General features: G+C 37.4%; 10 protein-coding genes. 4 read left to right on the top strand and 6 right to left on the bottom strand.

Going from position 1 to position 12,011, the window contains the following annotated elements; translation table 11 throughout:
* Positions 1–20: 20 nt before the first annotated feature.
* Together AsAng_RS26645 and AsAng_RS26640 are read right to left on the bottom strand one after the other, a co-directional pair.
* Positions 21–560: a hypothetical protein gene (locus AsAng_RS26645; protein WP_264790188.1), complete on the bottom strand. Its 540-nt coding sequence runs from the start codon at positions 558–560 to the stop codon at positions 21–23.
* 59 nt (positions 561–619) lie between these two features.
* A complete protein-coding gene (locus AsAng_RS26640; RefSeq protein ID WP_264790187.1) occupies positions 620–1,381 on the bottom strand; it encodes a ParA family protein in 762 nt (253 codons plus the stop codon).
* Positions 1,382–1,606: 225 nt separating this feature from the next.
* Between AsAng_RS26640 and AsAng_RS26635 the strand changes: the two genes are divergently transcribed.
* From AsAng_RS26635 to lpdA, 3 genes are all read left to right on the top strand, one after another.
* Positions 1,607–2,626: a DUF6268 family outer membrane beta-barrel protein gene (locus AsAng_RS26635; protein WP_264790186.1), complete on the top strand. Its 1,020-nt coding sequence runs from the start codon at positions 1,607–1,609 to the stop codon at positions 2,624–2,626.
* A 521-nt stretch (positions 2,627–3,147) separates the two neighbouring features.
* Entirely contained in the window at positions 3,148–4,233 is a 1,086-nt protein-coding gene (locus AsAng_RS26630; RefSeq protein WP_264790185.1) for a DUF4349 domain-containing protein, read from the top strand.
* 101 nt (positions 4,234–4,334) lie between these two features.
* The gene (gene lpdA / locus AsAng_RS26625) at positions 4,335–5,750 is read left to right on the top strand and encodes a dihydrolipoyl dehydrogenase (protein WP_264790184.1); all 1,416 of its coding nucleotides are present in this window, start codon (positions 4,335–4,337) and stop codon (positions 5,748–5,750) included.
* A 109-nt stretch (positions 5,751–5,859) separates the two neighbouring features.
* Here the strand turns inward: lpdA and AsAng_RS26620 are convergent, their stop codons facing one another.
* Positions 5,860–6,060 (bottom strand): helix-turn-helix transcriptional regulator, encoded by a 201-nt coding sequence (locus AsAng_RS26620; protein ID WP_264790183.1) that lies wholly within the window; start codon positions 6,058–6,060, stop codon positions 5,860–5,862.
* A 209-nt stretch (positions 6,061–6,269) separates the two neighbouring features.
* On the opposite strand from AsAng_RS26620, the gene AsAng_RS26615 reads away from it, so the two are divergent.
* Positions 6,270–7,385, top strand: coding sequence for a DUF3810 domain-containing protein (locus AsAng_RS26615; RefSeq protein ID WP_264790182.1), 1,116 nt, complete (start codon positions 6,270–6,272; stop codon positions 7,383–7,385).
* A gap of 69 nt (positions 7,386–7,454) precedes the next feature.
* Here the strand turns inward: AsAng_RS26615 and hutG are convergent, their stop codons facing one another.
* Genes hutG through hutH form a run of 3 tightly spaced genes read right to left on the bottom strand, consistent with a single transcriptional unit; the run spans position 7,455 to position 11,989 of the window.
* A complete protein-coding gene (gene hutG, locus AsAng_RS26610; RefSeq protein WP_264790181.1) occupies positions 7,455–8,426 on the bottom strand; it encodes a formimidoylglutamase in 972 nt (323 codons plus the stop codon).
* 29 nt (positions 8,427–8,455) lie between these two features.
* A complete protein-coding gene (locus AsAng_RS26605) occupies positions 8,456–10,453 on the bottom strand; it encodes a urocanate hydratase (RefSeq protein WP_264790180.1) in 1,998 nt (665 codons plus the stop codon).
* Positions 10,454–10,483: 30 nt separating this feature from the next.
* On the bottom strand, positions 10,484–11,989 hold the full coding sequence (gene hutH, locus AsAng_RS26600) for a histidine ammonia-lyase (protein WP_264790179.1): 1,506 nt from the start codon (positions 11,987–11,989) through the stop codon (positions 10,484–10,486).
* Positions 11,990–12,011 lie beyond the last annotated feature (22 nt).

The following is a 12,011-nucleotide window of genomic DNA, read 5'->3' as shown; positions in this document are numbered from 1 at the left end:
TTGCTAATTCAAATTATCTATTATCGTTTAACCTCATCAATATATTCGGCGACCAACTCTCCAATAATTTGATGCAGTCTACGTTTTTCCTCTTTAGCAATGCGCTTGAGTTCTTCCAGTTTGGCGGTATCCAAGACAACCGTCACTCGCTTAGTTTGAGAATCGGCTTTGGTTGATTTTTGTTTTAGATTATCTTCCGTTGTTCGTTTAATCAACAAATCAATTCCAATAGCCTTTCGTTTTCCCTTACCAACCATACTGCGTTTTACATCTGTCACAACGCCATCCAAAACCCCATCAATGCTATCTTTAAAAAAGCGTTCTAGGTTATTCGAAAAAGATTTTCGATTCGTTTTGGAGGCAGGTTTTCTTTTTTTGGCAGTAGATTTTTTGGCAGCCGTTGCGCCCCCTTTTGTTTTAGTTTTGGCTGTTTTTTTATCCTTTTTGTCGTTTTCAATCATAGTAAGGTTGTCTTGCGCATTATCGTCAAGCATCCTTTCTTGGAATAAAAATTCCAAATTATCTGAAAATGATTTCTTTTTATTGTTTTTACGACTCATTCGATAAAAAATACAGTGGGTTATTTCAGTAAAAACCGATTAAGTTTTAGTTACCTACATTAAGCAGGAACGGTTTCAATTCGTTCTATAATTTCTTTTGCCAGTGCCAAATAATCGGTAGCACCATTACTCGACTTGCTATATTCAAAGATATCCTTACCAACACTTGGAGCTTCTGCCAAAGCAACATTGCTTCGAATCTTAGTTTTAAATACCTTATCGCCAAAGAATTTTTCAATGGTACCAACAATGTCTCTATTTAATACCTTTCTATGATCATACATCGTAGCAATAACCCCTCCAATTTGGAGTTTTTTGTTCAATCGGAAACGAACTTTGTCCGTTACTTGCTTGATTTTCACAATTCCTTGCAATGCCAAAAATTCCGTCTGCATAGGAATCATTACATAATTACTCGTTGTTAAGGCATTTAATGTCAATAGACCTAAAGAAGGAGGACAATCAATGATGATATAATCATAATCATGTGACAAAGGTTCAAACAACTCTCTCAAGATAAATTCTCGCCCCGCTTCATTAATTAATTCCATTTCAGCTCCCGACAAATCCAAATTAGAAGTAACGACATCCAATCCTTCTTTGACCGTAAATGGTGCTATTTCAGCTTCGCCTCGTATATTTTCATAAATAGTTACTTTTTGGCGAGGAATCCCTAAGGAGATTGTTAAATTAGCTTGCGGATCCAAATCTACCAACATAACTCGTTTGCCCAACTGTACCAACGCTGCACCAACATTAATTGCTGAGGTAGTTTTCCCAACCCCTCCTTTATGATTCAACAATGAAATTATAATACTCATTCTCTTATTTTTTCACATGGTATAAACTTCCTATTATAGAAGTAATATGATTAAAATCAAAATTCTAATTCAATCCCCAAAAATAATAAAATTTCATTTCATTTTATCAATTATGCACTAATTTTAAGTAAACAATTGGTAACTATTTTTAGAAATTATAACTTATTTGATGGCGTTTAAAGCCTAAAGGGACTTCTCCTATTGATTTATAAAAAAAACACAAGTATGAAATATTACTTTAATATAATAGTTTTCCTCCTCCTTTCTACAATTTCTAGAGGGCAATCGTTCATTTTTAATCAATTTTTTCAGCCTAGCATAAGAATCAACAGTACTTATAGCCATGATTTTAATTTTTTGAATAAAGATCGGCTGCATCAAGGGCAAGCAGACATCAATTGTATTATCCCCATTAAAAGTAAGTTAAAACTAAAAGTAGATTGGAAAAAACTGCTCACGCTTCGACTCAAAAAAACAGCAAAACTAAAAGCCTATCAGTTGTTTTGGAATTTTCGCCCCAAATTGATGTATTTAGATTTAGCTTATAAAGATACAACGGCACTTCATCCATTTAAACAAAAAAAGCATTTTACCTATGGTTTTACAACAGGCATTTCTGGCGTTCATTTGATCGCCAAAGCGATGAGAAAGCCCAAATTGTTATTCTATTCTATCAATATTGGGCTGCAAGAAGATCTACAATCCATCCAAGCTACTCCTATTCCTAGTGTCACAGCAATGATTGGTTTTGCCCATATCAAAAACTTTAATTTTTACTGGTATTACGGCCTCTTTTTTAGTTATAACAACGGGCAAATCATCCCTGCCCCATTTTTTGGTCTACAAGCCAAACTGAGCAAGGGAATTTGGGTCAATATAACTCTCCCTGTCCAAATCAGATTCTCATTTAAAGCTTCCTCTACCCTCAAAATAGATCTGACGGCAGGTTTATCAAATTTTTCCACTGCCTTTGGTCATCGAGCCAACCACCAAACCATAGAGCGTTATGTCTTTGGCAATTTTAGAATTCGTAGCAGTATAACAGCCAATATTAAACTCAGCTCACAAGCTATTTTATACTTAGAAGCAGGTTGTTACCCCTACCAATTCCCTAGTTTTAGATGGAACAGCCCGCCTTTTCCATCCCCTACTTTGAGCCCCTCTGTCTATGGTAATATTTCGTTGTATTATACCTTTAAAAAATCCTTATTAGGATCTACTATTGATGGTATTATTCTATTTTAAAAATCTTTAGAAGTTAAGCCCCATTCTATTCGATCATTACTCCGTTAAAAAATCGTACTACATTGATTATCAGTATCATGTATTTTGGCGACTTAAAATATCAAAAACCTGACAATCAATGTAGTGCATGAACGCAGTGAACTGGGCATGCTTGTAGCCAAAGCTATACCACATAAACGTAGTGCACGAGCAGCTTGGTACTGTGTACCAACTGGAATGCCTAGCACCGTAGGTAAAAGCGAAGGCACTGCTTTTTTATGTTTTTTATTAAAAAACTATCTCATGACCGTAGGGAATAACTAAGCGCAGCGCTCATGACCACAGGGAACAATGAGTGAAGCGATCATAAGCAACGCGCACTAACTAATCAACGGAGTATTATTCGATAACAAGTCTCTAAAGATTAATACAGTTTTTCAACTAATTACTGCTCAAATCCTATAGAGTTTTATTAGTTTTGCAGTATTTACCAATTGTTATCAAACCAGTTTACCTTCTTTATTAGTAAAACAATTACTTTCATGCACTATTTGTATTTTCTACTTTTAAGTCTTTTGATGGTTTCTTGCCAAGCTTCCCAGCCCTCCGAAATGGACTTATATAAAAGCAATCAAATTCAAGCTCATCAAGCGCTCGAAGCCCAATTTAATCAAACGATTGCTCAACATATCAAAGTACTAAATGATGCGCCACTTAGCACAAAGGCATTTGTAGTTTCTCCCCAAGCAACAACTGCGCTAAAAACAACCTTAAAAACACTAGAGTCTCAATCTTCAACCAAAGAACAATCGACTCTAACTCCTTCTACTAAAGAGGAAGAATTAAAGCAACTGGATTCTATTAGTAACACACAAAAAACCACTGCTTTAAGCGCAGAAGACAAAACCAATAATGGAGCAATTTTACTAAATGTTCGGGATTATCAAGATACCTACAACAAGATTCATCAATTGGCTACCAAATATGAGTTTAATATTGCCAGTGAAGTAGAGCAGATGACAGATTTTCACAAAAGAAATACCATGGAAATCTACACCACTCCCAATAATTTTGAGACACTGATTAAAGAGTTTCGAGATTTAGCAGTAGTTATTCGAAAAAAACAGATTTGGCAGCAGGAAGAAAATACTAATTTTTTGCAAATGCAAAGCAAAATTGCATCAACCAAAGAGCAACTGGATGACCTGAATAAACAATTGGCAGCGTTAAATAACTTAGAAGATCAATTACAAATTAAAGATAAAATTTCTGAAGTAACAGAGCGTTTGGATTTGGCGGTATTAACGGCTAAAAATGCCTTGAGTAACCAAGCCCACAGTGCTATTTTAGTTTCTTTTTATCAAACCATAGATATTGCCAAACCTAAAGCAGAAACATTTAGTGCTGATTTTTCAACGAATTTGACCATTGGATGGTCTAATTTCAAGCAATTTGTATTAGATGCTGCCTTAGTGTGGCCTTATATTATAATCGGCTGTATTTTGTTAATGACTGTTTTATTAGCCATTGGGAGTAGCCGCAAAAAGGCACGCCAATTTAAACTTCAAATGTTGCATGGGCAGAATTTGCAGCAACAAATAGCACAACAAAATATTGCTAAAAATTAAGCAATTAGATAACAGAACTTTTTGGCTCTTTTGAATGTTCTCAACATAAAGTTATCGAAGTATATAAAAATAAATTTTTAATTTTAAATAGCACCCATAGTATGAAATACGATGTTACGGTTATCGGTTCTGGTCCTGGTGGTTATGTTGCCGCTATCCGATGTGCACAACTTGGTCTAAAGACCGCTATTATTGAACGTTATTCTACCCTTGGAGGTACTTGCTTAAATGTGGGTTGCATTCCTTCTAAAGCATTATTAGATTCTTCTGAGCATTATCACAATGCCGAAAAATCATTTGCAACACATGGTATTAGTTTAGACAATCTAAGTGTTGACATGAAAACCATGATTGCTCGCAAAGATGATGTGGTTTCTAAAACTTGCGATGGTGTTCAATTTTTGATGAAAAAGAATAAAATTGATGTTTATGAAGGACATGGCTCTTTTGTGGACAAAAATACCATCAAAGTAACCAATAAGGATGATGCGTCTAAAGAGGTTGCTGTTATCAATACGGATAAAGTAATTATAGCAACAGGTTCTAAGCCTGTTACTCCTCCCGCATTTAATTATGACAAAAAACGCATTATTACCTCTACAGAAGCATTAAATCTTACAGAGGTTCCTAAAAGCGTTGTGGTGATTGGTGCTGGTGTTATTGGCTTAGAATTGGGTTCTGTTTGGGCTCGTTTAGGAGCAAAGGTAGAAGTGGTAGAGTATGCCAATGCTGTCTTGGGTACCATGGATGCCGACTTAGGCAAAGAAATGCGCAAGGTACTAAAGAAAGGACTCAAATTTGGTTTCCACCTCAATCACATGGTAACTACAGTAACCTCTGATGATAAAGGCGTTGTGGTAACTGCTAAATCAAGAAAAGACGATAAAGAAGTTGCACTAGAGGCTGATTATTGTCTTATTGCGATTGGTCGCCGTCCTTATACCGATAATTTAGGGCTTGAAAATGCAGGTGTAAACGTTGATGAAAGAGGACGTATCGAAACCAACAGCCACCTAGAAACTAATGTTCCTGGTATTTTTGCCATTGGCGATGTTGTAAAAGGGGCTATGTTAGCGCACAAAGCCGAAGAAGAAGGAACTTATGTTGCGGAGTATATGGTTGGTCAACATCCTCATATCAACTACAATCTAATTCCTGGTGTTGTTTACACTTGGCCTGAGGTTGCCGCTGTTGGACAAACAGAAAAAGAATTAAAAGATGCAGGTGTTCCAATCAAAACAGGAAAATTTCCTTTCCGTGCTTTGGGACGTGCTCGTGCTAGTACCGACATTGATGGTTTTGTAAAAGTTATTGCACACAAAGAAACGGATGAAGTTCTTGGGGTACATATGATCGGTGCTCGTGTAGCAGATATTATTGCTGAGGCCGTTGTAGCTATGGAATATCGTGCTTCTGCTGAAGATATTTCACGCATTAGCCATGCACATCCAACCTTTACAGAAGCTGTTAAAGAGGCTGCTTTGGCAGCAACAGATAATCGCCCAATCCACATGTAGTTATTGGCTTATTTTTCTAAGATGATTATCGTTTAGGGATGATACAATTTGAAGATTTAAAAATGTGCTAATTGTTGCATTTTCAAATCATCAAATTGTATCATTTTTTTTAATCTCCTTCCTCCAACTCAAAAATCTCTTCTACAGTTTTTTCAAAAACACGGGCGATTTTTAAGGCCAAAATAGTAGAAGGCACATAACGTCCTTTTTCTATAGAATTAATCGTTTGACGAGATACTCCCACCCGTTTTGCCAGTTCTTCTTGGGTCAAATCAAGAATCGCTCGACCTACTTTAATTGTGTTTTTCATTGTTTTTTTCTAAATAATAAAACAGTATTCGCATTGACACATAAGAAACACTACCATTTCTAAAAATTATACGTTTTCAAGGATAGCAGGCTAATACAAGCCTCCCCTAAAGCTTCTCACCCATCCAACACAGATTATCAAAAGATTTCATTATTTTTAAGAACTGAAAATTAGCGCAGCTAAGAACCAATTCATCATTCAACTTGCCTATGAACGTTAAACTCCCTACCAAAGAAAACCGCCAATCCCTTTGGATAAAGCTAGGACTTAGTGCCATTCTCCTCCGAATTGTATTTAGTTATCAACCTCAATGGTGTGAGCAATTCTATGCTAGAGGACTATACCCTTGGGTACGTAGTTTTTTTGATAACACGATTGGTTTACTTCCCATTGCAGGCATTTATTTATTTGGCTTAATTGTTTTTTTATGGATTGCTATTCTATTCTGGCGATTGATGACGCAACTCGTTATTCGCAAAGAAGGTATCAAAGGCAAGGGCTATCCGAAGTCTTTTTTCTCTTTTTTAATGGGACTTGTCTTTTGGTTTTTATTGCTTTGGGGGTATAACTATGCAAGAGTTCCAATGGCAGAACAAATTGGGCTTCAAATACCTGATTCGATGAATTTTGAACAGATTTGGGAAGAAGCTCAATACATTAAAAATACATGTATCGAAACACGCCTTCAAATTCCAAATTCAGATACCAATGCCATTACAGCAGCATATTACCCTAACGATTTGGAAACAGAAATGCGTAAGCTACTCGAAAAAGTACTTAAAAAATACGGTTACGACTATTCGGGGCATGTTCGAGGTAGGCTACTCCAACCCAAAGGGGTTTTATTGCGCTTCAACAGCTCTGGTGTTTATTTTCCATTTACAGGGGAAGGGCATATTGACGCAGGTTTGCATCCTATTTCCAAACCCTTTACAATTGCTCATGAACTAGGTCATGGCTATGGTTTTGGAAGCGAGGCAAGCTGTAATTTTTTAGGCTTTTTAGCTTGCATTGAGTCTAAAAATCCTGTTATTCGCTATTCGGGCTACTTAATGTATTGGCGTTATGTTTATAGTTCTATGATGGAATTTATGACGGAAGAAGATTATCTAGCAGAACGGGCAACCATTGCTAGAGGTATGCACAATGATATAGAAGCCATTTATGCCAATCAAGATCTTTACCCTCCTTTTATTCCCTTTTTACAACCTGCGGTTTATGATGTTTTTTTAAAAGTACAGGGGGTCAAAGATGGTATAAAAAGTTATGATAGAATGGTTTTATTGGTGTCTTCTTGGCGCAAAAAATACAACCATCAACGGTAAGGTTGTACCAATTTGAAGATGAACTAAATACATTTTCAAATTGGTACATTTCCAAATTGAGCCACCTCCCTACGATTTATTCTCTACAATATAATCTACAATTCTTGCGGCTAAGTTTGCCGTTGCATTATCTCGGTCAAAACGAGGGTTCAACTCTGCAATATCGCAAGCAATAACCTTTTGAGTACCTAATAAATAGTGCAACATTTTTAATACAAAATATGGCGTAAATCCCATTGGAGAAGGAGCAGACACTCCTGGCGCATAAGCAGATGAAAACCCGTCTAAATCAATGGTAATGTATAAAAAATCATTTCGCTCAACAAAGGGAGTTAATTGCTTAATAATTGCCTCAAAATTAGCTCGTTCACAATCGTAATTCCTTACATAGTTTACCTTTTTTTCCTTAGCAATATCAAACAGTTCTTTGGTATTGGATTGCTGTTGAATACCAATTGCAAAATAGTCAACCCAAGGTTCAAATTCTTGAAGAATTTGATAAAAGGGCGTTCCTGAATTGGCCTTTCCTTCTAAAGGTCTTAAATCAAAATGGGCATCAAAATTAATAATACCAATGCTAGGTTTAGAATCTGTTGCAAGAGCGTTCCAAATTCCTTTAAAATGCCCATACGCCATATCGTGCCCACCGCCAATAACAATTGGAAGGACAGCCCTGTCAATTAATGAACCAACAACCGCTGCCAAGGTCTTTTGACTAGCTTCCATATTCTCATCTTGACAAACAATATCCCCCAAATCTATCACCTGTTTTGAGCTATGGTGAAAAGGAAGTTGAGCCAATCGTTGCCGAAAAGCATAGGGACCATCTTTAGCCCCTACCCTTCCTAAATTTCTTCGAACTCCTTCATCACAAGCATACCCCAATAGCGCTACATCAAATTGTTGATCCTTTTTTAACGCATGTACATCGCATAACTCAATGGCCTGATGCCAATATTGAGTTCCGATTTCAGGTTTTGTCGCTCGTCCTGTCCAACAAGATTTCTGAGGAGGCAAATAACACCCCTTAGAATAATTCATTTCTTTGATCGTAAAATATATTTATCTCCTTAAAAAAGCCCCTCTAACAAGGCATCCTCAACTAAATTAGGCACTGTCACTTTTAACGTTGGTGTGCGTTCCATTTCTCGCTTTATAGCAAACAAAGCTTCCTTATTTCTTGCCCAACTACGTCTTGCGATCCCATTATTGACATCATAAAACAACATGCTCTTCAACCGTTCCTCTGCTGTCGCTGAACCATCCAACAACATTCCAAAACCACCATTCATAACTTCTCCCCAGCCTACACCACCACCGTTATGGATGGAGACCCAAGTGGCTCCTCTAAAACTATCTCCAATAACATTCTGAATGGCCATATCTGCTGTAAATCGGCTACCATCATAAATATTAGAAGTTTCTCGATAAGGAGAATCGGTTCCGCTCACATCATGATGATCTCGCCCTAAAACAACTGCACCAATCTCTCCTTTGGCAATCGCATCATTAAAAGCTTGAGCTATTTTTGCTCGCCCTTCTGCATCAGCATATAAAATACGAGCCTGAGACCCCACAACCATTTTATTTTTCTTGGCATCCTTTATCCATGTGATATTATCTTGCATTTGCAACTGGATCTCGCTAGGCGCAGTTTCCATAATTTGTTGTAGTACCTGCATTGCTATTTCATCTGTCCGATCTAAGTCTTCAGGTTTTCCAGAAGTACAGACCCAACGAAACGGACCAAATCCATAATCAAAACACATCGGTCCTAAAATATCTTGTACATAAGAAGGGTATTTAAAATCAATCTTATTGGCGGCCATAACATCTGCATCAGCTCTAGAAGCTTCCAACAAAAAAGCATTCCCATAATCAAAGAAGTAAGTCCCTTTTGCCGTATGATTATTTATAGCTGCTGCATGACGGCGCAAAGACGCTTTTACTTTTTGTTTGAACAAGTCTGGTTCCTCTCGAATCAATCGATTAGACTCCTCATAAGAAAGCCCAACAGGGTAATAACCGCCTGTCCAAGGTATATGTAGTGACGTCTGGTCGGATCCTACATGAATAAAAATGCCTTCTTCATCAAAACGCTCCCATACATCTACAACATTACCAATAAAGGCAATAGAAACGACTTCATCCTTTGCTTGTGCTTCTTTGACTCGTTGGATTAAGTGATCCATATTATCAATCAATAGATCTACCCATCCCTGTTCATGACGCTTTGTTGCTGCCTTGGCATTAACCTCTGCACAAATACTAATACATCCTGCAATATTTCCTGCTTTGGGCTGCGCTCCACTCATTCCTCCCAAACCAGCAGTCAAGAATATTTTGCCTTTGGGAGTTTCTCCTTCCTTCAAAATTTTTCGAAACGCATTCATTACCGTAATTGTAGTACCATGTACAATTCCCTGTGGTCCAATATACATAAATGAGCCTGCTGTCATCTGTCCATATTGAGTTACCCCCAGTGCATTAAATTTTTCCCAATCATCAGGTTTAGAATAATTGGGAATCATCATACCATTGGTCACAACAACTCTTGGAGCATTTTTAGAAGACGGAAACAGCCCCATTGGATGACCAGAATACATGTGCAAGGTCTGTTCGTCCGTCATCGTTGCCAAATATTGCATGGTTAAAAGATACTGCGCCCAATTTTGAAACACCGCTCCATTTCCCCCATAGGTAATCAACTCTTCAGGGTGTTGTGCAACGGCAGGATCTAAGTTGTTTTGAATCATCAACATAATCGCCCCTGCTTGCAACGATTGTGCAGGATAATCGGCTAAAGGTCTAGCATAAATTTTATAATCAGGCTTAAATCGATACATATAAATACGCCCATAATCCTTTAATTCTTGCGCAAACTCTACGGCCAATTCTTGATGCCATTCTTGAGGAAAATAACGCAAAGCATTTCGGATAGCCAACTGCTTTTCTTCTTTGGATAGAATGTCTTTTCGTTTAGGAGCACGATTGGCATTAGCAGGGTAGCTTTTAGGCGCAGGTAAGTTTGCAGGAATGCCTTGTAAGATTTGTTGCTGAAATGTCATAATTTATATTTTTAAGAAGCAAGTAATGAATTATGCTTCAATTTTTTTTACAAAAAAAGCCTGATTTCTAACCAAAGTAACCAAGGTATTAATATCATCTTTGAGCAAGCGATCATCTTCCAATTTAGCAACCTTGCTTCTGATTAGTTGGTGATTTTTTTCAATAATCGTTGAACTCTTTTTAGGGCGTCTAAAATCCAAAGCCTGAGCAGCATACATTAATTCTATGGCTAGTATTTTATCTATATTCTCCAAAATTTGATTAAACTTTCTCCCTGAAATACTCCCCATAGAAACGTGATCTTCTTGTCCTAATGAAGTTGGAATACTATCTGCTGATGCTGGAAAACAAAGTGATTTATTTTCGGTCGTCAAGGCTGCTGTCGCATATTGAGGAATCATAAAACCAGAGTTTAAGCCCCCTTTTTGAGTTAATAATCGAGGCAGACCATATTTTCCTTCTAACAATAAATAACATCGTCTATCTGAAATATTGCCCAACTCTGAAGCTGCAATACTAGCATAATCCAATGCCATAGCCAAAGGCTGTCCATGAAAATTTCCTCCTGATATAGCAACCGTCTCACTTAATACAATTGGGTTGTCGGTAACGGAATTCATTTCTATTTCTGCGAGTTCTTTTAGATGATAAAAGGCATTCCTAGAAGCTCCATGCACCTGTGGCATACAACGCATAGAATAAGGATCTTGTACTCGCTCACAATCTTCGTGAGAAGCTAGGTTTTCAGAGCCTTCCAACAACATTCTCATTCGTTTAGCGACTTCTAAATTACCTTTGAATGGGCGAATAGCATGCAACTCCTCCTTGAAAGGAGCAACACTTCCTTGAAAACCTTCTAAGCTCATTGCCCCTGCCAAATCTGCTAAATCTAGCAAATAGTCCATTTTTTTTAGCCCAGCAATTGCATGCGCTAAAATAAATTGTGTCCCATTAATCAACGCCAACACCTCTTTGGCCTGAAACGTAATTGGTGTTAGGTTATTGTTTTCCAATACTTCCTTGGCAGGAACGATCTTATCCTCTACCCAAAACTCTCCTTCTCCCAATAAGGGTAAAAACAAATGTGACAAAGGAGCCAAGTCTCCCGATGCTCCAACAGAGCCTTGTTCAGGCACAACAGGCAACCAGTCGTTTTCAATAAAAAGTAAAATGCGCTCAACCACAGCCAAACGAATTCCTGAAAAGCCTTGACAAAGGGCTTGCACCTTGCAAATCATCATAATTTTTGATAAGGATCGGTCAATCGGATTCCCTACCCCAACAGCATGAGACAACAATAAGTTTTCTTGTAATTTGCTAGTTTCTTCAGGCGAAATTTGAGTATCGCACAATGGTCCAAATCCTGTGTTTACACCATAAATGGCTTTATCCGATTGAGCCATTACCTCCACCTTTTTTCTACAATCATTGACTTTTTTTATCGCTTCTTCTACCAACACCCCTTTGCATTTCCCTGTTGCGATTTCAATTACTTTATCAACTGTTAATTGTTCTATTCCGTATTTGAATTCCATGTTTTTAAGCCTTTTTTATTTG

It is taken from the genome of Aureispira anguillae (assembly GCF_026000115.1).
Classification (GTDB): domain Bacteria; phylum Bacteroidota; class Bacteroidia; order Chitinophagales; family Saprospiraceae; genus Aureispira; species Aureispira anguillae.
This window is presented reverse-complemented; position numbering and strand designations above follow the sequence as displayed.

Bases quoted from the DNA above. Each gene is read 5' to 3' on its own strand.
- AsAng_RS26635 (WP_264790186.1), top strand. From the start codon at position 1,607: ATGAAATATTACTTTAATATAATAGTTTTCCTCCTCCTTTCTACAATT.
- lpdA (WP_264790184.1), top strand. From the start codon at position 4,335: ATGAAATACGATGTTACGGTTATCGGTTCTGGTCCTGGTGGTTATGTT.
- AsAng_RS26620 (WP_264790183.1), bottom strand. From the start codon at position 6,060: ATGAAAAACACAATTAAAGTAGGTCGAGCGATTCTTGATTTGACCCAA.
- AsAng_RS26640 (WP_264790187.1), bottom strand. From the start codon at position 1,381: ATGAGTATTATAATTTCATTGTTGAATCATAAAGGAGGGGTTGGGAAA.
- AsAng_RS26630 (WP_264790185.1), top strand. From the start codon at position 3,148: ATGCACTATTTGTATTTTCTACTTTTAAGTCTTTTGATGGTTTCTTGC.
- AsAng_RS26605 (WP_264790180.1), bottom strand. From the start codon at position 10,453: ATGACATTTCAGCAACAAATCTTACAAGGCATTCCTGCAAACTTACCT.
- hutH (WP_264790179.1), bottom strand. From the start codon at position 11,989: ATGGAATTCAAATACGGAATAGAACAATTAACAGTTGATAAAGTAATT.
- hutG (WP_264790181.1), bottom strand. From the start codon at position 8,426: ATGAATTATTCTAAGGGGTGTTATTTGCCTCCTCAGAAATCTTGTTGG.
- AsAng_RS26615 (WP_264790182.1), top strand. From the start codon at position 6,270: ATGAACGTTAAACTCCCTACCAAAGAAAACCGCCAATCCCTTTGGATA.
- AsAng_RS26645 (WP_264790188.1), bottom strand. From the start codon at position 560: ATGAGTCGTAAAAACAATAAAAAGAAATCATTTTCAGATAATTTGGAA.